This is a genomic window from Acinetobacter sp. 102, assembly GCF_037028485.1.
Classification (GTDB): Bacteria; Pseudomonadota; Gammaproteobacteria; order Pseudomonadales; family Moraxellaceae; genus Acinetobacter; species Acinetobacter higginsii.
The window spans coordinates 42,131-63,336 of sequence record NZ_JAZEZK010000016.1; the positions used below are offsets into that span (position 1 = coordinate 42,131).

17 protein-coding genes and 4 tRNA genes are annotated in these 21,206 nt (G+C 37.7%); 19 read left to right on the forward strand and 2 right to left on the reverse strand.

What is annotated here, in order from left to right; genetic code table 11:
• Positions 1–44 precede the first annotated feature (44 nt).
• The 4 genes from WA352_RS15655 to WA352_RS15670 all read left to right on the forward strand — a co-directional run bounded on the left by WA352_RS15655 (position 45) and on the right by WA352_RS15670 (position 644).
• Positions 45–129 (forward strand) — tRNA-Leu (locus tag WA352_RS15655).
• 68 nt (positions 130–197) lie between these two features.
• Positions 198–271 (forward strand) — tRNA-Trp (locus WA352_RS15660).
• 147 nt (positions 272–418) lie between these two features.
• Positions 419–503, forward strand: a tRNA-Leu gene (locus tag WA352_RS15665).
• Between the two features lie 67 nt (positions 504–570).
• Positions 571–644: transfer RNA gene (locus WA352_RS15670), tRNA-Trp, on the forward strand.
• Between the two features lie 44 nt (positions 645–688).
• Here the strand turns inward: WA352_RS15670 and WA352_RS15675 are convergent.
• Together WA352_RS15675 and WA352_RS15680 are read right to left on the reverse strand one after the other, a co-directional pair.
• Positions 689–1,882 (reverse strand): OmpP1/FadL family transporter, encoded by a 1,194-nt coding sequence (locus tag WA352_RS15675; protein WP_336143168.1) that lies wholly within the window; start codon positions 1,880–1,882, stop codon positions 689–691.
• An 83-nt stretch (positions 1,883–1,965) separates the two neighbouring features.
• Complete coding sequence (locus WA352_RS15680; protein ID WP_336143170.1) at positions 1,966–3,330, reverse strand: hypothetical protein; 1,365 nt, start codon at positions 3,328–3,330, stop codon at positions 1,966–1,968.
• Between the two features lie 249 nt (positions 3,331–3,579).
• Here WA352_RS15680 and WA352_RS15685 point away from each other — a divergent pair, with 249 nt between their 5' ends.
• From WA352_RS15685 to WA352_RS15755, 15 genes are all read left to right on the forward strand, one after another.
• Positions 3,580–4,479, forward strand: a complete 900-nt coding sequence (locus WA352_RS15685; protein ID WP_336143172.1) for a LysR family transcriptional regulator — start codon at positions 3,580–3,582, stop codon at positions 4,477–4,479.
• 202 nt (positions 4,480–4,681) lie between these two features.
• The gene (locus WA352_RS15690) at positions 4,682–5,836 is read left to right on the forward strand and encodes an iron-containing alcohol dehydrogenase (protein WP_336143174.1); all 1,155 of its coding nucleotides are present in this window, start codon (positions 4,682–4,684) and stop codon (positions 5,834–5,836) included.
• Positions 5,837–5,855: 19 nt separating this feature from the next.
• Positions 5,856–7,256, forward strand: a complete 1,401-nt coding sequence (locus WA352_RS15695) for a sigma-54 interaction domain-containing protein (protein ID WP_336143176.1) — start codon at positions 5,856–5,858, stop codon at positions 7,254–7,256.
• A gap of 9 nt (positions 7,257–7,265) precedes the next feature.
• Positions 7,266–8,717, forward strand: coding sequence for an NAD-dependent succinate-semialdehyde dehydrogenase (locus tag WA352_RS15700; protein WP_336143178.1), 1,452 nt, complete (start codon positions 7,266–7,268; stop codon positions 8,715–8,717).
• A gap of 61 nt (positions 8,718–8,778) precedes the next feature.
• Entirely contained in the window at positions 8,779–9,585 is an 807-nt protein-coding gene (locus tag WA352_RS15705; RefSeq protein WP_336143180.1) for an N-acyl homoserine lactonase family protein, read from the forward strand.
• 135 nt (positions 9,586–9,720) lie between these two features.
• Positions 9,721–10,272 carry a hypothetical protein gene (locus WA352_RS15710; protein ID WP_070076197.1) on the forward strand — a complete coding sequence of 184 codons (552 nt, stop codon included), beginning with the start codon at positions 9,721–9,723 and terminating at the stop codon, positions 10,270–10,272.
• Positions 10,273–10,867: 595 nt separating this feature from the next.
• Positions 10,868–11,911, forward strand: a complete 1,044-nt coding sequence (gene astA, locus WA352_RS15715) for an arginine N-succinyltransferase (protein WP_336143183.1) — start codon at positions 10,868–10,870, stop codon at positions 11,909–11,911.
• A 450-nt stretch (positions 11,912–12,361) separates the two neighbouring features.
• Positions 12,362–13,813 carry an amino acid permease gene (locus WA352_RS15720; RefSeq protein ID WP_241350677.1) on the forward strand — a complete coding sequence of 484 codons (1,452 nt, stop codon included), beginning with the start codon at positions 12,362–12,364 and terminating at the stop codon, positions 13,811–13,813.
• A 321-nt stretch (positions 13,814–14,134) separates the two neighbouring features.
• Positions 14,135–15,225 (forward strand): IS4-like element ISAba33 family transposase gene (locus WA352_RS15725; RefSeq protein WP_108565324.1). Its coding sequence is split into 2 segments (ribosomal slippage): positions 14,135–14,675 and positions 14,675–15,225, totalling 1,092 coding nucleotides; the frame shifts between segments, so codons are not numbered across the junction.
• Between the two features lie 22 nt (positions 15,226–15,247).
• Positions 15,248–18,007: a type VI secretion system Vgr family protein gene (locus WA352_RS15730; RefSeq protein ID WP_336143187.1), complete on the forward strand. Its 2,760-nt coding sequence runs from the start codon at positions 15,248–15,250 to the stop codon at positions 18,005–18,007.
• Positions 18,008–18,015: 8 nt separating this feature from the next.
• Positions 18,016–19,260, forward strand: a complete 1,245-nt coding sequence (locus WA352_RS15735; RefSeq protein ID WP_336143189.1) for a hypothetical protein — start codon at positions 18,016–18,018, stop codon at positions 19,258–19,260.
• Positions 19,260–19,610 carry a hypothetical protein gene (locus tag WA352_RS15740; RefSeq protein WP_336143192.1) on the forward strand — a complete coding sequence of 117 codons (351 nt, stop codon included), beginning with the start codon at positions 19,260–19,262 and terminating at the stop codon, positions 19,608–19,610. Before WA352_RS15735 ends, WA352_RS15740 begins: the two co-directional genes overlap by 1 nt.
• 120 nt (positions 19,611–19,730) lie before the next feature.
• Positions 19,731–19,940: a hypothetical protein gene (locus WA352_RS15745; protein ID WP_336143193.1), complete on the forward strand. Its 210-nt coding sequence runs from the start codon at positions 19,731–19,733 to the stop codon at positions 19,938–19,940.
• Positions 19,924–20,742: a DUF7738 domain-containing protein gene (locus tag WA352_RS15750; protein ID WP_442892279.1), complete on the forward strand. Its 819-nt coding sequence runs from the start codon at positions 19,924–19,926 to the stop codon at positions 20,740–20,742. Before WA352_RS15745 ends, WA352_RS15750 begins: the two co-directional genes overlap by 17 nt.
• A 122-nt stretch (positions 20,743–20,864) precedes the next feature.
• A complete protein-coding gene (locus tag WA352_RS15755; RefSeq protein ID WP_442892280.1) occupies positions 20,865–21,152 on the forward strand; it encodes a hypothetical protein in 288 nt (95 codons plus the stop codon).
• Positions 21,153–21,206 lie beyond the last annotated feature (54 nt).

The window sequence follows — 21,206 nt, forward strand, 5'->3', positions numbered from 1 at the left end:
AGACTTGTCAGAGAGTATGTTTCTCACTAATATGCATACCCATCGGGGGCGTGGCGAAATTGGTAGACGCACTGGATTTAGGTTCCAGCGCCGCAAGGTGTAAGAGTTCGAGTCTCTTCGCCCCCACCATATTTAAAAAGCAAGAGTATCTTGCTTTTTTTATGATTAAACGAAATAGAGTTTAATCATGTGGTTATAGAGGATTGGTGTAATGGTAGCATGACGGTCTCCAAAACCGTTCGTCAAGGTTCGAGTCCTTGATCCTCTGCCAAATTCAAAGGAACTTTATATAAAGTTCCTTTTTTTGTGTCTGCTGTTTCTATCTGTATATTAAAAAAGCATTAGCTTTCATAAACATAGTTTTTTTATAAAAAGGGCTTGTCAGTAGAAAGGTTTATCTCTAATATACACACCCATCGGGGGCGTGGCGAAATTGGTAGACGCACTGGATTTAGGTTCCAGCGCCGCAAGGTGTAAGAGTTCGAGTCTCTTCGCCCCCACCATATTTAAGAAGGTAAGCATTTCTTATTTTCTTATGATTGAGTCAAATATGATTTAATCATGCAGTTTAGAGGATTGGTGTAATGGTAGCATGACGGTCTCCAAAACCGTTCGTCAAGGTTCGAGTCCTTGATCCTCTGCCAAATAAATAAAAAAGCCCTTGTGAAAACAAGGGCTTTTTTATGGTCTATTTCTTTTGGTATGCCAATTTTAAACTTAGAAGCGTACTGTGATTATCGCTAAAGCTTCCAACTAAATCACCATTCTGACGTTGTGCTTGAGCATCTCCAAGCCATAAATATCTTCCGCCAAGTGAAACTGCCCAGTTGGGTAGAAAATTATATTGGAAGCCGAGCCCGAATCCCCAGTAACCATTGACTGGTCCAAGAGCATTAGCTGGATCACCAAGACCTGAATCCCAACTGACAGATGTTGAGACTGAAAATTTATCAGTAAGTTTCTGCGCGATTCCAATTTGTGCTGACCATTGATCTTCTTCATAACTGAGTAGAGGAAGTCCTATTTTATCTAGACTGGCTGGAGCAGTTCGCTCTGCCAATTTGGCGGGTTTAAACTCAAAGTCTTTCCATGGCACCCAACGAATATTGGCATTGAGTAAGGTTTGTTTACTTAAGCCTGTTTGAAAATCAAAATTTACTGATTCTGGCGAAGTAAATGTAACAGGCAGCGTGTAAAGATCATTACTTAATGCTGAAAACTGCTCTGTGGTACGTGTTTTATGTTTTATTTCGGAGCGATAAGTTAGTGCTGCTTTTAGCCCAATCTCGGGTTTTTTCAGGCTGAATCCTGTTATCCAACCCATTGCATAATCAGAGTGCAGTTCGGCATTGTAATTGGCGCTACCTTTATAAATTTCTCCACGAAGTTTGATGTTACCTTTAATTTCTTCTAAGGCAGGACCTGCGTATACACTTAAATTTCTATTAATGTTCAAACCGATAAGCCCTGTCAAATTATGACTGTCTAGTTTGGCTTGAGTACCTTCAGCGGGTTTATTTTCAAATTGAGAAACAAAGTTGCTGTGCCCACGATGTTGAAGGTTAATATTGAAAGGTTGATCATAAATGAGCCCTAGGCTTATTTTTTCATTTAAATCTGTTTTTAAGCTGCCCCTTAAAGCGCTATTATTGGTGCTAATATTGGGGATGTTGTTGGGATTGCCTTGGCTACTCAAACCTTTATCTTGCCCACTCACATCTGGTATAGAATAATTATAAGAGAGGGATGCATAGGTTCCCTTTTGAAAAAAATCAGTAATGGATTGCCCTGAGCGATCAAGGCCTGCGCTGTACCCAGTACTAATGATAAATGGTGTTGTGACTAAAGCTGATAAGGTGTGATGTCTGATACGTGAATACATTGGAGCCTCCAAATTCCTTTTGGGGCATACAACACACAAGTTTTTATTATGTTCTTGGGTGTTGTATGGATTGGTTCTATTGATTATTTAAGGCAGGGATTAAAAATTTCGACTTGATTTGGCATCAGATAGTTGGTTTTTGGCAGGTATTCTCCCATCACCGAAGCTAAATCTTTTTGCTGTTCGACATTAGCAATGGTGTTTTTAAAACTGCTTGATGCAAGCATGTGTCTGATCTGGACAATAGTCATATCTGGGTCAACAGCACCGTCTCCATCTTCTGCCATAGGTAACCAACCGATACCACATTCTGGTTTGGCATTGCGCGGGCGGTCAGCGACTCGACTTACAACAACGGTGTAATAACCATTTTGATCAACTGGGATTTCTTCATCAAATAAGCAATCATTGACGCGTGTATTGGCAAAACCTTGATTTGAACAGATTGACCAATAACGCAAATCGCCCTGCGTCAAAAGCCCATTATTGTTGAAGGTCTTAGAAACAGTCGGTGCTTTTCCACGAAGGACAAAGACTTTGCCATATTTTCTATTCACAACTGTTCTGATGTATTGATTATCTAAGTTGGGATAAAAGCCACCTTCAGAGCGTCTTGCTTGTTCATTGATCTTGCCGGTAAAGATCCCTAATAGGCTTTCTCGATCAAGTTGAATAAACCATTGTGCAGGATTCTGTGCTGGCCATGTATCTGGCTTTCCTGCTTGGTGGATCAACTGGCGATATTGATTGGAAGGAATGCTGACCGCAGCAGAAGTCAGTTGTAATGGTTGATTGGTTTTGAGTTGTGCACAGGCTTGATCACCCTCTAATACGCGACCATCTGCAAGAGTTAATTGAGGTGTTGGTAAACTGACGCCTCCTGTGACGCTTTGTCCGTTATCAGGTAAATAGATTCGATATAAAATCATTTGCTGATTTTTGCCGTAAGCAGGCGCATAGAGTTGATTAACACTTTGTGGCTGACTCAATTGGCCAACCTTGCGCTGTGCTGTCACAGGGGTGGCAGATACATTTAAGCTGTACTCACGTTGTGATGGACTCCGTTGTTGCCCATAAACGAAGGGATTACCAGAATTTTTATTTGGCTTGATTAAATAGTCTGCAACGGACTCAACTGGTTTCCCAGCTTCGTCATAACTAATAAAAGACATATAGCGTGAACGTGGAAATTCACCTTTGAGTTTAAGACTTGCTCCTTGAGGGATGGTGAAAGTACCTGCCCAATAATAAACATTGGCATCTGGGTAAGCGATATTGATATATGGATCAGCACTGACAGGACCACGAGCCCAAAAACAAGAGCGAGGACCAGGAATAGCCTCGAGTGTTTGAGGAGTCGCTTGAGCTGTGGTTTCTTGTGCTTGTGTTGCAAACGGGGTGGAAATCACGACGCTGCTGATCAGTAGCGGAATTAAAGTGTGTTTCATTTTACATCCTTGCTCATATGACTTTAATTTCTGAATCGAAACAGAACGGATTAAAGGTGCTTAATCTAGAAGCAGCATAGGAAGTTTGAGTTATATTGTGTAATGGATTTTTTGTATGAAAGTTATAGCTTTTAGATATACCTAATAGCGTCTAAAATAATAAAATTAAGGTATATTTTTAGGCAAAGGTGAATGGAAGTGCTTTTTTAATATATTTATGAATCACAATAAAATATTCAGGGATGAGAAATGATTAAACCAAGACATCTACAGCAAATTATGGTGTTAACTGAAATTGGAACGATCAATCAAGCGGCTGAGGCACTTTGTATGACTCAGCCATCGTTAACCAACAGTATTAAAAAATTAGAACATGACTTGGGTGTGACCTTGTTTGAGCGAACCAGTAAAGGCGTTAAACCGACTTTATATACCGAACATATTCTAAAACAAGCTCCACAAATTTTGCAGCAGTTAGATACCTTACATAAGGAGATTAAACTCCTTTCGAGTGGTCAAGTTGGAGAAATACACATCGGGACAGGGCCTGTGATTATTCATGGGTTGATGAAAGATGTGATCCCCTTATTTACTAAGCAATATCCTGAAATTGAAGTACATCTATATGTTGATCATCCTAAAACTATTATTGAGAAAATAGAACATGGCATTCTAGATCTAGGGATATTAAGTACAGAGTATGTTGATCTTACTGATGAGTTTATCTCGATTCCATTGCTGCAAGATCCAACCGTTTTTGTCGTGCGAACTGGACATCCTTTGTTGGAAATAGAAGATCTTAAGTTTGAACATTTAATTGATTACCCATTTGCTTTACCAAGAGTTGCCAAACAAAAAGTGCAATGGTTAAAGGGCCAAACACATGACGGACGTACAGCTCATATTAGCTTAACTGTGAATGACTACGATTTATTGATTCATCATGTTATGCATAGTGATGCGATTACTGCTGGACCAAGCCATTTATTCCAGTCTTTGCTAGAAAGTCGGGATATTGCTGTCTTAGATTATCAAAATCCTACTTTTTTATGGCATGCATGTGCAGTTTATAAATCCATTAGTATTCACTCAATGGGGATGAAGCTGTTTTTAGAGATGATTCAGGAATGGTTTGAACAAAAGAAATAATATTGATTACTTAATAATATATTTTAAACAGTATTGAAATTATGAATTAATGACATGTAATTATGAATTAATGACATGTAATTATGAATATATTCATCAGAAATAATAATTAGGAAAATTAAGATTATGAAAAATAAGGATTAAAAACTTGGCATACTCATTGCAATATTCTGGTGGGAATAAGTAATAAGGGACTATGAATATGTCAATTCATTTATTTAAATCGGTTAGTAAGCTGGTTACAGGTATTGGGGCTTCTGAGGAACTCATTCATCATATCCATCGGTTGAAAATGTCAAAAATTTTGGTCTTAACTGATAAAGGAGTGTTAAATTCTGTAGCAGTAGAAAAAATAAAACAAAATTTAATCAATAATAATGTTGAATATACGATTTATTCAGATATTACACCAGAACCTGAAATTGATGTTGTACTCAAAACAAAACAATTTTTTGAGCGAGATCAATACAATGGCATTGTCGCTATAGGTGGTGGAAGTGTTATCGATACTGCCAAATGTGTTGCAATATACGGAAATAATAATGTGCCTTTGGATAGTTTGTTTGGCGAAAATAAAGTAGAGCAGAAAGGATTACCTTTAATTGTACTGCCAACAACGGCAGGAACAGGTTCCGAGGTAACCAATATCGCTATTTTATCTGATACTGTAAATCAGGTAAAAAAAGGAATTGTTAGTGATTATCTATTGCCAGATGTCGCCATTATTGCTCCAGAAATGACAGTGAGTTGCCCCCCGTCAATTACCGCTGCAAGTGGCGTAGATGCGTTGGTCCACGCAATAGAATCGTTTATCTCAGTGAATGCATCTCCATTAACAGATGCCTTCGCAATTCAGGCAATGACTTTAATCATGAAATCACTACCTGCTGCCTACGCAAATCCAGAAAATATGCAAGCACGGGAAGATTTAGCCAATGCAAGCTTAATGGCCGGTCTTGCATTTGGTAATGCAGGAGTCGGAGCAGTGCATGCTTTGGCTTATCCATTGGGAGGCCGTTTCCATATTGCACACGGAGTAAGTAATGCGCTGTTGTTACCTTATGTCATGGAATATAACAAGGTCGCATGTTTAGATAAGTTTAGGGTCATCGCACAGTGTTTTGATGAACCTATTGTTGGTTGTAACTCGATTCAAATCGCAAGCAAAGTAATCGATCGATTATATCTTTTATGTGAAATGGTTAATATCCCGAAGGGATTGAATCATTTCAATATACCCAAAGAGGTTATTCCTGAGTTGGCAGCTGAAGCAATTAAAATTGAAAGATTGCTACGGAATAATCCAAGAAAGCTGAATCTTCAAGAGATTGAAAAAATCTATGAGGCGGCTTACTAAAATCAAAGGAATGAAGTAAATGGATTGGGTAGATTTTCTATTAAATCGTGATCTCAATGAAATAGGCATTTCAAAAAAAATGTTTATTTCAATTGTTGATGCTATCGATGATGGTGTTTTCATTACAGATGAAAAGGGAATTATCTTATTTGTGAATAATGGATATTTACAGCTCACAGGTTTGAGCCGAGAAAATCTGTTAAATACCCCAATCCAAAGCTTAGTAAAACAAGGTGTTATTTCTCGATCTGTTTCTCTGGATGTGATTAAAACACATCAAGAGAAAACATTGCTTCAATCCTTAAAAAATGGGAAAGAATTATTGGTTACTGGGCATCCAGTATTTAATGAGAAAAAGAAGTTAATTGCGGTTATTACCTCTGTAAGAGACATTACGGCATTAACAGAAGCACAGAATGCACAAAGAGAGCTGGAGGATATTAAAAATACACAGAAAAAATATTCAGGCTTAAAATCAACTACAGGTTTTTTAGAGCATTTAAGTGATTCGACCAATCGTACTTATAAAAAAGCCGAAAGAATAGCATCTTCTGATATTAAAATTTTAATACAAGGTAATACTGGGACGGGAAAAACTGTTTTAGCACGTCATATTCATAAATGTAGTGAACGTCGAGATAAACCTTTTTTAGAAATAAACTGTGCCACGATGCCTGAAGGATTGTTGGAATCAGAGCTTTTTGGCTATGTGCCAGGTGCATTTACTGGGGCGTTACAGAAAGGAAAAAAAGGATTGTTTGAAGCGGTGAATGGCGGAACACTATTCCTGGATGAAATTGGTGATTTACCGCTCGCGTTACAAGCCAAAATTTTGAAGGTTTTGGAAGACAATCGTTTTATTCCAGTAGGCGGTTTTGAATATATTTATACCGATGTTCGTATTATTTCTGCGACACATCATGACTTATTGGGCTTGGTTGAAAAAGGATTGTTCAGAAACGATTTGTATTACCGCGTCTGCGTCGCCACTTTGCATCTTGATGATTTAAAAGATCGCCTAAATGAATTGGGTCCATTACTAGAACTTTATTTAGAAATTTTCAATAAAAAATACAAATTGAATAAACGTTATGCAATGGAAACAATTGAGTTAATCAAAAAATATGCATGGCCAGGAAATATAAGAGAGCTGACCAACTTTGTCGAACAGACAGTCGTCATGAGTGAAATGGATCTTATTCAACCGATAGATATTCCAGCAAATATTCAGCAATCAATTCAAAAAGGACATACGTCTTCTACAGATCAAAGTCTCAAAAGACAGGTCGATGAATTTGAATACAACATAATTTCTCAGGCTTTAGAGCGATATAAAACGACGCAAAAAGCCGCACAAATTTTAGGGATTGATCAATCCACCCTTGTGAAAAAGCGACAACGCTATTTAGAACGTTACTAAGGATTAAATATGGATATTCTTCATTTAGACGCATTTAAAAATTTGGCTTATATCAACGGAAATTGGATTGAATCCTCCAATCATCAGTCGATTGAGGTCTTTAATCCTGCAAATAATGATCTTATTTCAACCATTCCAGCGTTGGCTGTTGAACAAGTTCATGAGGCAATTCAAGCCGCTTCGGATGCCTTGCAGGCTTGGAAAATGAAAAGTGTCAAAGAACGGTCTGACCTTTTGAAAAACTGGGCGCGATTGGTGTTGGATTATAAAGATCAACTGGCCACCATTATGACCATTGAACAGGGCAAACCTCTGAATGAGGCAAAAGGTGAGATTAGCTATGCAGCCAGTTTTATTGACTGGTTTGCAGAAGAGGGACGTCGCATGTACGGCGATACCATTCCTGCACCGACAAATGATAAACGGTTAAAAACGATTCGTGAGCCAGTTGGGGTTTGTGTTGCGATTACGCCTTGGAATTTCCCAACAGCGATGATTACACGTAAAGCTGCTCCGGCCTTGGTTGCAGGTTGTACCATGATTGTGAAGCCTTCTGAAGAGACACCTTTTAGTGCTTTGGCATTGGCCTATTTGGCAGAAAAGGCTGGAATACCAAGCGGGGTTTTGAATGTGGTTACAGGTCACGCACAAGAAATTGCACCCGTTTTAACGGCGAGCAGTATTGTAAAGAAAGTGAGTTTTACGGGCTCTACGCCGATAGGTGCTTTGTTAATGCAGCAATCAGCATCGACACTAAAAAAAATGTCACTTGAGTTAGGTGGAAATGCACCTTTGATTGTTTTTGATGATGCTGATTTAGATTTGGCGGTACAGGGCACGATCGATAGTAAATTTAGAAACGCAGGGCAAACCTGTGTGTGTAGCAATCGTATTTTCGTTCATGAATCTATTCATGATGCATTTGTAGAAAAACTAAAAATTAAAGTTTCTCAATTAAAGCTCGGAAATGGTTTGCAAGAAGGCGTTGATCTTGGCCCTTTAATTAACCAAAAAGCAGTGAACAAAATCGTTTCACATATTGATGATGCACTTGATTTGGGTGCTGAGCTGATTTTTGGAGGCCAAAAGTCAGCAATAGGAACTCACTTTTTTGAACCCACAATTGTCATCAATGCCAATGATCAAATGTTGTGTTTTAAAGAAGAAACCTTTGCTCCGCTCGCACCTATTTTTAAATTTAAGACGGATCAAGAAGTCATTCAGCGTGCAAACAATACCGAGTATGGCTTGGCCTCATACATTTTTACGGAGAGCTTAAAGCGTAGCATCCGAGTTTCCGAAGCTTTGGAATATGGAATGGTGGGAATTAATACCGGCTTAATTTCGACAACGGAGGCGCCATTTGGCGGGATTAAATCTTCAGGATTTGGTCGTGAAGGGTCTAAGTATGGTTTGGATGAATATACCGAGTTGAAATATATCTGCACGGGAGGTTTGTGAATAAAGCAGCCAAAAGGTTGTTTGGTTTTTTGAAAGCGTAACGTTAAAAAGGAACTTTGAAATGGAAGAAGTGAAATTATATGCCATGACATGTGGCTGGATCACAATGCCTTATGGTTTTTTTATGGCTGGAGAAACAGGGAGCTTGGCGATTCCTGTTCCATGTTATTTGATTGAGCATCCGAAAGGGACGGTGTTATTTGATACTGGATTGGAATTGCCGCTGCAGTCAGAAGATGAATCTGTGGTTAAAAAGGCTTTAGGGGGATTTTCAGATTTAACCACTGTAGATTTTGTTCCAGGTGAAGATGTTGCGAAACGCTTGGAAGCATTTGGTGTCGATCCGTTAAAAATTAATTTCATCATTAATTCTCATCTACATTTTGACCATTGTGGTGGCAATGCCTGCATTCCCAATGCACGTCTCATTATTCAAAAACGTGAATGGCAGGCTGCTAAGAACGAAGAAAATATTGAAAAAGAAATCTATGTACCGCGTCATTACGATTTAGGACATGATCGACTTGAGGTTGATGGTGAGCATGATTTATTCGGCGATGGTTCCGTGATGTTAATCCCGAGTTTTGGTCACACACCAGGACATCAATCTCTTAAAGTCAAAATAGAAGGTAAAGATGTGCTGATTACCGCAGATGCTTGTTATTTAAAAGCTTCTCTTCAAAAGATGACGCTGCCAGATGCCATGGTGGTGAATGATGCTCAGGCAATGTTAAATAATTTTAATTTATTTAAGCAGCTACAGTCCAAGGGTGCTTTTGTTTTATATGGACATGATCCAGAACAATCGAAATTGCTGACTGATGGATCAATTCGCAGAATTACCTCAGAGACTTTAGCGAGTCTGTAATCATATATGTCATTTGTCATAGAGCATTTGATATTGGAAAGGGCTTGAATGCTTCAAGTCTATATAAATAGCAATCTGCTTTTCTCATGATTCAAAACAGATTGTAAAAATGGATTTTATCTCAAGGAATAAATTATGAAATCTTTCGTTAAAGCATCTACATTATTGGCTGCAGGCATTTTAACTTCACAGCTTTTTACCGTTTCGGCTCAAGCAGCATTGCCAGACAGTTGTGCAAAAGATGCAAATGGCCGCTATAGCCCACAATTTGAAGTGCCATGTAAGGCATTAGATGATTTTTTAACTACATTTAACGCTAAAGATGAACTTGCATGGGCAAAAACGTTGAACTATCCACATGTGCGTATGTCGGGTAATCAAGTAACTGTTTGGCAAACACCAGAGGCGTATGCCAAAGATCAGGATTTGCAAAAACTTGCAAAATCGATTGGTTGGGAAAATACCCGTTGGGATTATCGTTACGTTGTGCAATCAGGTAGTGATGGTAAAAATAATCCGAATAAATATCATGTTGCCTTATCTTTTACCCGTTTAGATAAGGCAGGTAAACCGATCCCAGGTCATACCTTTGATTCTTTTTATATTATTACGAATGTAGATGGTAAGTGGGGAACACAATTCCGTTCAAGTATGGCAGGATCATTACATGGTAAATCAGCATATTAATGTTGATTTAAAGTCTCCTAGCTAAGCCCTAAGCCTTGGTTAGGTGAAAATCAAAAAAAGCAAAGCTTCGGCTTTGCTTTTTTTATTATTGGACTTTATTTTTTTCTCAGCTGTTAATTTAAAATGATTGCTGGGACTTCTCCATCATTTATAAAACCAAACTAGCATGGATAGGTTTGTCCGTATTGAAGTAGAGAAAAGTCTCAATTCCCATTTTAGACTGATCCTTAGATCTTTCATATTGTCACTGTCAATCAATAAAATGCTAAAAAACAGCTCATTTTTTGCTTAATTTTAAATTTTTTGTGCCAATTAGTTTTTGAATAATAGAGTGATCAGCAGAGCTGTTAATCAATTTAGATTATTGAATTTAGATTTCAGCTTGATGAAAGAAGTCACAAAAGACTTAGATAAATAAAGCCAGCTCGGCCATCAATGAGCTAGCGCTAGGGAAAAATTTAAGAATTAAGGAATAACACATGTCGGGATTGTGCATGGTTCAGCATAGAAAAAATGAATTGGATGTCTTACTCAAGAGCACAATCAGCTCAGCCTGTGTCTCGTTTGTTCTGATTGAAAATAAGGGGGAATAGACATGATGATGATTCGTTATATCAAACAAAAAGATATTCATGATCTTTACCACTTGGCACAAAAAGCAGGTTTCGGTTTAACTTCTTTACAACCAGATATGGAAATACTGGCCGCACGAATTGATCGGGCGATTAAAACGGTCGAAGGCAAACTGGATAAGTCGGAGCAGGGCTATTTATTTGTATTGGAAGATATCTCGCTGCATAAAGTGGTTGGTGTGTGCGGAATCGAGGTTGCCTTAGGTCTAAAAGAACCTTGGTATAATTTTCATATCGGCACACAAGTTCATTCTTCCGAACCTTTGAATGTTTATAAATCATTACCGACCTTGTATCTGAGTAATAACCACACCAACTGTAGTGAGTTATGTACCTTATTTTTAGATCCCGATTATCGTTTAAATAAGAATGGTAAGTTTTTGTCTAAGGTTCGGTTTTTGTTCTTATCGGCATTTAGGCAGTATTTTGAAGAAACCATTGTGGCTGAAATGCGGGGCTTTTCAGACGAAAATGGTCGTTCACCGTTTTGGGATGCAGTCGGTCATAAATTCTTTGATATGGAATTTACCAAAGCAGATTATCTAAGCGGTACAGGCAAAAAAGCCTTTATTGCAGAATTGATGCCACGACATCCACTCTATGTCGATATGTTGCCTGATGAAGCGAAGGCCGTAATTGGAGCAGTTCATCCCAATACTGAACCAGCCTATAACCTTTTGATTGAAGAAGGGCTGCGTTATAAGGGCTATGTCGATATCTTTGATGCCGGTGCTACTTTACAGGCTGATATTGAAAATTTAAGAGCCATTAAAGACAGCCATGTGCTCACCGTCCATATTGAACAATCTGATTGTATTACTCTAGGTGATGAGCCTTATATTGTTGCTAATGACGATTATGAAAATTATCGCGCCATTCTGATCTATAGCCAGCCAGATGCAAATCAAGTGACCTTGACGACAGAACAAGCCCATCAGTTACATGTCAAAGACGGTGCTTCGGTACGTTTGCTCAATATCAATATTGCAAATCAGAACAAGCGTTGATGGATTGTCTTTCAGCATGAAATTCAAATATTTAGATCTTAATTCACAACACTTTTACTGTATTTTTTAGCCATATTTTTATTTATATCGATGCATAATTTTTTACTATCCTCGATATTCATATCTTTCTCAGATGGAATGAGATTGAGATAATAGAGTATATTTCATGTTAATTGGGTAATAATTAAGCAGAAATGGAAAGCATCATCTTTAACTCGTTTGGGGATGAGATATGATGCTTGCGGCTAAGATACTTTTGATCAATAAGAACAGGTTTTAGTACGTAGAACAGAGATCTAATACGAACTATTTACAAGTGAGGTGGGTTAATTAAGCTATTAATTTCAAAATAATTTTAGAAAAATGGAACTTTTAAATTAAAGCATTTTAAAAATATTTTATTTTTATTAAGCATTTATAACGGTTGCTGCAAACTGGAGTAAGGATGACATGAGTCAGAATAAAGGAACGCAACTTCTGGATGAAGATTTGCAGGAAAGTTCGCAAGACGAAGAAAAATTACAACGCTCGCTGACCAATCGTCATATTCAAATGATTGCAATTGGCGGTGCAATTGGTACAGGCTTATTTATGGGTTCTGGGAAGACCTTAAGTATTTCAGGTACTTCAATTGTTTTAACTTATTTAATTATTGGTTTTTTCTTTTTCTTTGTTATGCGGGCAATGGGCGAGCTGCTGCTAGCAAATACCAACTTTAAAACATTTGCCGATTTTGCGACGGCCTATATCGGTCCTTGGGCAGGTTTTTTCCTCGGTTGGTCTTATTGGTGTAACTGGATTATTACTGCGATAGCCGATGTCATCGTGATTGGGGGATATATGCAGTTCTGGTATCCCGATATTCCTGTCTGGATCCCTGCATTTACCTCGTTGGCTATTCTGACCATACTGAACTTTGTTGCTGTTCGAATGTTTGGTGAGCTGGAGTTTTGGTTTTCGTTGATTAAGATCTCCGCCATTATTCTGTTTATCCTTGCGGGTATCTATTTAATCAGTACCGGCTTTACTTCACCCAATGGTGTTAAAGCATCGATGAGCCATGTGTTTGAAACTCAATCGATGTTTCCTTATGGCATCACCGGCTTTTTAGCAGGTTTCCAAATTGCGATTTTTGCTTTTGTCGGAATTGAATTGGTCGGAACCACAGCTGCTGAAACGAAAGATCCGCATAAATCTCTGCCTAAAGCGATTAACTCAATCCCATTACGTATTTTACTGTTCTATGTTGGCGCATTGATATGCATTATCGCGGTCACGTCTTGGGCAAAAATTTCACCTGAAAAAAGCCCATTTGTTGAAATGTTCACGTTGATTGGTTTGCCGATTGCTGCTGGCCTGGTTAATTTTGTCGTTGCAACCTCAGCCTTATCTTCTGCAAATAGTGGTATCTTTGCGACCAGTCGTATGCTCTATGGTTTGGCGTTGGATAATGATGCACCAAAGAGCTTTAGTAAATTATCGAAGAAAAAAGTACCAATTCGAGGTCTGATTTTCTCAATGACTTGCGTCACCATTGGAACCTCTATTTTGTTCATTGTGCCGAATGTGATGACAGCATTTACGATTATCTCAGCATTGACCTCAATTCTATGTGTATTTACCTTTATGCTGATTATTCTGTCGTATATTGGCTATCGTAAGAAATTTCCAGAGTTACATTTACAGTCGAAGTTTAAAATGCCAGGTGGTTTGGTGATGGCATGGCTGACGATGCTATTTTTGGTATTTACAATTGTGATTCTTGCTTTAGACCACGATACCCTTATTGCATTGGGGCTTTCACCAGTGTGGTTTATTGGCCTATTGATCGCTTATCGTTATAAAAAGAAAAAAATGTTAGAACTGGATATCTTAAAGGCAAGTAGGGCTGATTATGTTTAAGTGGAATTAATCTACGGCTACATTCTGACTCATATTAAATAAAGCAGAGCTTCGGCTTTGCTTTTTTACATTATTTTTAGAGTTAGAGTATTTGAAGAATGTTTTATATCTATGAATATAAAAAGTATTATTTTAAACCAAGAAATAATGGTGACGAAAAATGTCATAAACAGACAATACTGTATAGACAGATGCATATTGCTATCGGTAAAATGCCGTAAATTTAAGCAAAAAAATCTATAAAAATGTTCTTTGTACACGACAAAAAAAGATAACTCATTGAAATAATGGCATAATACTTGTTTTCTGACGACGAATATGATGACACATTTCAATGAGTTACATCTCATCTTAAACAAATATCTAAAGTGGAACAAGTCACATGCAAAATGTTTTACACTGATTATGCTTGCATTAATTGTAAAACAGACATGTAATCTTTCTTCTGCATCTAAAGCCTTACCCATCAAGTGCTTACCACAATCATTTTATCGACGTATACAACGCTTCTTTGCAGATCAGTATTTCGATTATCGTCAAATTTCTCAGTTAATTTTCAATATATTTTCATTCGATAAAGTCCAATTAACTTTGGATAGAACCAACTGGAAATGGGGAAAACGAGATATCAATATCTTGATGTTAGCCATCGTCTATCGTGGAATAGCGATACCTATTGTTTGGACATTGCTCAATAAACGTGGCAATTCAGATACAAAAGAGCGTATTGCTTTGATTCAACGCTTTATCTCCATTTTTGGTAAAGATCGTATTGTGAATGTGTTCGCAGACAGAGAATTTATCGGTGAGAAATGGTTTACATGGTTAATTGAAAATGACATTCACTTCTGTATACGTGTTAAAAAAACTTTATTGTGACCAATCACTTAGCCAAGAATCATAAAATTAGTGATTTATTTCGTCATCTTCAAGTTGGTCAAACAGAATGTCGTAAACGACGTATTTGGGTTGGTCGAGTGAAACTGTATATTAGTGCGCTACGATTAGAAGATGGAGAACTTTTACTTGTTGTTTCTCCTATGTTTAATGCTTCTGCTATTCGTGATTATGCATTACGCTGGGAAATCGAAACCTTATTTAGTTGTCTCAAAGGACGTGGATTCAATCTTGAAAATACTCGTTTAACAGACCCTAGACGAGTTAAGAAATTGATAGCAGTGCTAGCTATCGGTTTCTGTTGGTGCTATTTAACAGGTGAATGGCAACATGATCGAAAAAAAGCGATAAAAATAAAGAAGCATGGACGACTTTCAATAAGTTTATTTCGCTACGGTTTGGACTATGTTCAAATGGTTATTCTACGTTTGATTGGTTTTGGAAAAAAAGAAGAATTTAAGAAAGTGCTCGCAATTTTAAGAAAGAAAAAGCCTGATAGAACAAGGGCCCTATGAAATTTGTCGTGTACAGAGAAAAATGTTGAACAACATCTTTCAAGCGTTAGAGAGCCTCGGCCTTACAGCACAAAAACGTGCGATTCATATTCAATTTTCTAATCAAAATTTAAATTCGCAGGTTTTTCTGCAACGTATTGATGGTCAGCATCAACTGAATGATGGATTTAAGGCAGAATTGATCTGCCTATCGACCAATGCCACTATTCCACTAAAACAATTTATTGGTAGCCAAGCGGCGGTTGATAGCGTGACTGATCAAGGTCAATTGACCCGTGTCACAGGTATTATCACTCAAGCCTTACAGGGACAATCCGACGGTAGCTTAACTTTATATAAGCTGACACTCGAAGACCCAACTGCACTGTGGAAACAACGCCGTAACAGCCGCGTGTTTATGAACAAGAGCGTACGAGATGTGGTGGAAATCATTTTTAAAGAATGGCAACAAAAGAGTCCACTCTTTGCATCAAGTTTAAGTTTAGATTTAAGTGGACTCAGTCAAGACTATGATGTCCGTCCATTCATTATGCAGTCCAATGAAAGTGATTATGACTTTCTCACCCGTCTCATGCGCAGCGAAGGCATTAACTGGCTCATCGACGAAGCTGAGCGCACAGTTCCTCTCAGCAGTGCCGCTATCCAAGCACAAAAACTTCGTTTGATTGATGACAATAGCCAGTATCAAGCGCTCGATCGCAGACAGATTCGTTATCACCGTAGCAGTGCCACTGAACAATATGACAGTATGAGCAGCCTAGTTGGACAACGTTCATTACAGCCCAGTAGCGTCCATGTACAACGTTGGCAAGCCGATGCCTTAGAACAGGAAGAAGGTGCAGGTAGTGTACAAAGCACCCATAAGCACAGTGATCAGCATGACAATGCCAGTCTTGGTCTAGAACAGGCATGGCATTTCTCTCCCGCTTGGATGCAAGATATCAATGGTGAAGATGGTGCGACCAAATCGGGCAATGCCCAAATTGAAAAACTGAATCGGAACTTGGGTCAATACTACGATCTTCAATCCAAACAATTTACTGCCCATACTACCGTCCGTGACACGCATGTGGGTTACTGGTTTGAATTGGCTGAACATCCTGAAATTGATCAACACGCTGGCAGTGATAAAGAATTCCTGATCACAGGCAAAAACTTCTATAACCAAAATAATTTGACTAAAGATCTACATCAACAGATCAACCAATTATTAGTACAAAGCAATTGGCAACCCACGCAACAAAGCACAGAAGAACGCCAAGCCAACCAGCTGATTCTGCAACGCCGCAATATCAAAACCGTTCCTGAATTTAACCCATTACAACATCGTCCAACTGCCTCACCACAACGTGCCAAAGTGGTTGGGCCAAGCGGCGAAGAAATCTATGCGGATGAATGGGGACGAATTAAAGTCCGTTTTCTCTTCACTCGGAATGACGATCATAGCCACGATGGTGGTGCAGGTGCCAATGACAACGACACCGATTCAGCATGGGTGGATGTACTGACGCCTTGGGCAGGTGAAGGTTATGGCGCACGTTTCCTGCCCCGTATTGATGAAATTGTGGTGATTGACTTCTTTGATGGCAATATCGACCGGCCATTTGTGGTCGGACGCATTCACGAAGCTCATCGTAGTCCAACCAAGTTTGACAATGCAGGCAAGCTGCCAGATACCAAGAAACTAGCAGGAATCAAGTCCAAAGAAGTTCAAGGGGAAGGCTTTAACCAACTGCGCTTTGATGACACTACAGGTCAGATCAGTGCTCAGTTGCAAAGCAGTCATGCAGCCAGTCAACTCAATCTCGGCAAACTGAGTCACCCTAAAGCAACCGCAGAAAGTGAAGATCGCGGCGAAGGTTTTGAACTGCGCACTGACCAATGGGGTGCAGTACGTGCAGGTGAAGGTCTACTCGTTTCCACGCATAAACAGGATCAAGCCCAAGGCCAGCATCTTGATGCCCAAGTTGCTAAACAGCAGCTAGAAGGCAATCAAAACAATGCCAAGGCACTCAGCGAAGTGGCTAAGAATCAGCAAACTGATGAGGCTGAATCATTAGCACAGTTAAAAGCTTTTTTCGAGTCAATTGAATCGGATATTGCCAAGTTTAATAAAGCTGTACTTTTGCTCAATTCACCAGAGGGCATTGCTCTGAGTACGAATGAAGATATTCATTTATCTGCGGATGGCCAGATCAATCAGTTTGCTGGCGACAGTATTAATCTGAGCACACAAAAGAATCTGATTACACATGCGCAAAACAGAATCAGTGTGTTTGCAGCACAAAGTGGCATTAAACAAGTCGCAGCGAAAGGCAAGTTTGAAATGCATGCTCAAGGCGATGGAATGGATTTTCTTGCCAAACAAGGCATCCAGATTATTTCGACTGAAGATCGTATTGAAATCACTAGCCCGAAAGAGATTGTGATCACAGCGGGTGGTTCTCAGATCAAGCTCAATGGTTCAGGTATTTTTCCTGTGACCAGTGGCAAGTTTGAGGTGAAGGCAGGGCAACATTTGTTTATGGGTGGGGCAAATTTAATATTACCAAAAATTCAATTACCTGTCTTAGGTGATTTGAATAAGTACAATTTGAGGTATTTATTGCAAGACAAAGATGGAAATAGTTTTTCCAATTATAATTATGTCGCTTTTTTACCTAGTGGAGAGGTATTAGAGGGATCAACTGATGAAAATGGCTATACAGAGCTTTTTAAATCATTTCAGCCAGAAGAGATATCAATTCATTTATTCAAAGATGAGAAATTGGATGTAGAGTAGTTATTAAAATGTCAAAATATTATCCATATGTTGTTTTAGAAACGAATGTAAATCCCCAGCAATTGAAGTATAGATTATATGTCTATAATACGGTGAAAAATATTGTAGAAACATCTATACTCTTTACAAGTAATCAATTGAAAAAGGTGGGAAATAATCTTTATCAAACTAGACCTGTTGAGATTGATAGTACTAAATTAGGAGTGGAAGCTATTAGGGATTGTGTCATAATCTTTGATTTATATAGATTAAGCAACTCTGGAAAAGAAATTTTAGTGATAGAGCAGTATATTGTTCCTGATAAAATTGAATTATACCTCTCTCAAAACTATAATCAAAACTTAAATATACCAAAAGTAAAATATAATGAAGCTAATTATGTAACTAAAGTAGTTGATGATGATAAATCTAAAAATACTTTTCAATTAGCTATAACAAGAAATCGTGCCTTTCAATGTATAGATTCTGGCTGTAGACCTGGTGAGGCTAAAGATCCTTTCTCTAAAATTCAGATAGAGGCTGGTCTACAAGCGCGATTAAATGAACCTTTACCTAATCAAGACTTTGCATCTTTGTGTGGACCAGCAGTTTATTTCTTTTGTTTAATTAATTTAAGCCAAAATAGATATAAATTGGCAGTTAAACAGTTATGGGAAACTGGCCAAACTAAGATTGGAGACTTAGAAATAAAACCATCATTAGATGGATGTAGGCGTGTTAAAAATTTTTATCGTAAAAATGGAATACCTAAAATCCCCCCTATTGATTGGATGACGTTAGCTAGTTTGAGGGAATCAGAAAATACAGTTCTCATTTTAAAAGATCCGAGTCAAGAGGTCGCAGGTATTACACTTTGGGGAGCAATGAAAAACTGGTTTGAAAAATCAGGTTTTAAAGGAATTAAGAGCTTTCCATTTTATATTAATGGATATAATCCGAGTTTAATTGATGAGATTAATAAGTACGCAGGGTCTGGTTATTATGTTATTTCGTTAATTTCTGCGAGTCTTTTAGATGGTGGGGCTAGTTCTGGTACACAAATTTTCCCAGATCATTGGGTAGTTTGGACTGATAAGTTAAGACACACTAATGGAATAGCCGTAACAAAAGAAGCTAACCCATATACTTCTGGAGTAATGTTGAAACTATTCTCTTGGGGTGAAAATAGACAACAGCTTAAGAGTAATATATCTTTATATGATTTTGAGCGGAAAGTTTTTTTTGCTATGGTTATTAAAAAGGAAAAATTTTAATGAAGAAAATATTTTTATTGACTATATTCTCTTTGATGGGGTGCAGCCAAAGTTATCAAGCACAACCTAGTGAATTACCTATTGCTCATATTAATGAAAATTATAGTCAGGATATTATGATTACAGGTGGAAGAGTTGTAGAAAGAAGTTTTGAAGTAAAAACAAACTTCCCAAGTGATATGGGTGTTGAAGTAAAGCCTATTAATATAAATGATATAAGTGCATATAATAAATTAAGGGTAGAAGGAGTCCCAAAATATAAGGGAGTCTATGATATTAGTATTTCTATGGGTTTTTATGGGGCGGGTGATGATGAGTTTAGTAAAACCTACAAATTTGTTGTAGATTAAACTTTTAGAAAATAACTTTCTAAATTATAAAAAGCAGAGCTGAAGCTCTGCTTTTTTTTGAGTCAATTAGTTTTAGACACCGCTAAAAGTTATTTTAGACATCCAAGTCGATGTAATTTGATGGATGAAACAATCAAACAATGGGCTAGAAAGAATGGTGATAAAATTAGCCAAGCAAGTGATGGTATTGGGCAGAAAGCATGGGATGGAACTAAACAGGGAGTATATAAGGGAGGCAAAGCGGTACAAGGTGCATACAATGATGCGAGTAAATCTGTGCAAGAAGGTTTAGACAAAGTATTCGGTGGTAAAAATGATGAATTATTCTAAAAAGGTTCTACTAGGCTTTTTACCCGTTATTTTATGTATCAGTTGCAGTAATGACCAGTCAACTGCTCAGACAGATTATGATACCGAAGGGTTTATAAAAAAATTAAATCCGCAACATCGGTTTAAGGTTCATGGCTGTGCAATTAATTATAACGGTACAGATCTTTATATGAATTCCGGCGTTGAACCTTGGATTAAGGTATTCGGAAAAAATTATAGAAAAGTGGACAGTACCGATGGGGCTAATTTAACCAATTTATATATCTATGATGATATAGGCGTTCGCTTGGTTGAGAGAAAACATGATAAGCAAATCGATAGTTTTCGATTTCGTTTAGAAAGGCCAGAGCACGATATAAAGAAAGAAACAGATGCAGAAATAGAAGAAGAGCTAAAGAAACCTGATACAGAACAAGTGAGAAGCATATTTAAAGATGGGATTGATGTAGATGGTGTACTCGTTGGTGCTTATCCAATGCATGATGAAATTAGAAGTAAATTCCATTCAAAAACACGGGTGAGCTATAACCTTACGGCAGATTGTAATGAAAATCAAAAAGGTGAAGCATTTGGAATTGAGTTAAGTACCAGTTTTAATGATCCCGAAGTGATTGATCATATGTATTTTTATAATTATTTAGATTCGATGACCGAAGAGCAAAAAAAGGCATTAGGACGTAGAACTGATGAAAATGGTAGAGAAATTTGTGGTGATTATATGGATGTAAAAACTATGAAAATTGTTCCAAGTTACTGTACGCCAGAGGAGTTAGAGGAGGAAAAGAAAAATACTCATAAATAATTTTGTCAAAATATAAAGTGTTTGTAGAGAAATATTGAGATGAGAAATTTTATTTTCTAATGGCGGTTATAGACTAAATAATTTTAGGTTGTTGAAATCAAAAGATGAAGAGCGATCAGCCAATGAAAAATATAGATAAAATGAAAAAGTCGAGTATAAGGTTAATTACCATATTTTTATTATTTGGTTGTACGAATTCACAAGCTAAATATCAAGAGAAGTTTATGGCTCATGTCGCAGAAAAAGTGCCTGCTCCTTACAAGGAATGTATGGTTAACTTCTTAAAAGAGAATTGGGATGAGGCTTGGAAAACTTATAATAATGAGAAAAAAAGAGAACCCAGAGGGGATGCTGACATAGTAAACTTTATGGTTGAAAAATATATTGATCAGTGCAAAAAAGAAAAATAATTGTATGCTGATGAAATAAAAAAGCAGAGCCGAAGCTCTGCTTTTTAAGTTAAT

Bases quoted from the DNA above. Each gene is read 5' to 3' on its own strand.
- WA352_RS15675 (WP_336143168.1), bottom strand. From the start codon at position 1,882: ATGTATTCACGTATCAGACATCACACCTTATCAGCTTTAGTCACAACA.
- WA352_RS15680 (WP_336143170.1), bottom strand. From the start codon at position 3,330: ATGAAACACACTTTAATTCCGCTACTGATCAGCAGCGTCGTGATTTCC.
- WA352_RS15685 (WP_336143172.1), top strand. From the start codon at position 3,580: ATGATTAAACCAAGACATCTACAGCAAATTATGGTGTTAACTGAAATT.
- WA352_RS15690 (WP_336143174.1), top strand. From the start codon at position 4,682: ATGTCAATTCATTTATTTAAATCGGTTAGTAAGCTGGTTACAGGTATT.
- WA352_RS15695 (WP_336143176.1), top strand. From the start codon at position 5,856: ATGGATTGGGTAGATTTTCTATTAAATCGTGATCTCAATGAAATAGGC.
- WA352_RS15700 (WP_336143178.1), top strand. From the start codon at position 7,266: ATGGATATTCTTCATTTAGACGCATTTAAAAATTTGGCTTATATCAAC.
- WA352_RS15705 (WP_336143180.1), top strand. From the start codon at position 8,779: ATGGAAGAAGTGAAATTATATGCCATGACATGTGGCTGGATCACAATG.
- WA352_RS15710 (WP_070076197.1), top strand. From the start codon at position 9,721: ATGAAATCTTTCGTTAAAGCATCTACATTATTGGCTGCAGGCATTTTA.
- astA (WP_336143183.1), top strand. From the start codon at position 10,868: ATGATGATGATTCGTTATATCAAACAAAAAGATATTCATGATCTTTAC.
- WA352_RS15720 (WP_241350677.1), top strand. From the start codon at position 12,362: ATGAGTCAGAATAAAGGAACGCAACTTCTGGATGAAGATTTGCAGGAA.
- WA352_RS15730 (WP_336143187.1), top strand. From the start codon at position 15,248: ATGTTGAACAACATCTTTCAAGCGTTAGAGAGCCTCGGCCTTACAGCA.
- WA352_RS15735 (WP_336143189.1), top strand. From the start codon at position 18,016: ATGTCAAAATATTATCCATATGTTGTTTTAGAAACGAATGTAAATCCC.
- WA352_RS15740 (WP_336143192.1), top strand. From the start codon at position 19,260: ATGAAGAAAATATTTTTATTGACTATATTCTCTTTGATGGGGTGCAGC.
- WA352_RS15745 (WP_336143193.1), top strand. From the start codon at position 19,731: ATGGATGAAACAATCAAACAATGGGCTAGAAAGAATGGTGATAAAATT.
- WA352_RS15750 (WP_442892279.1), top strand. From the start codon at position 19,924: ATGATGAATTATTCTAAAAAGGTTCTACTAGGCTTTTTACCCGTTATT.
- WA352_RS15755 (WP_442892280.1), top strand. From the start codon at position 20,865: ATGAAAAATATAGATAAAATGAAAAAGTCGAGTATAAGGTTAATTACC.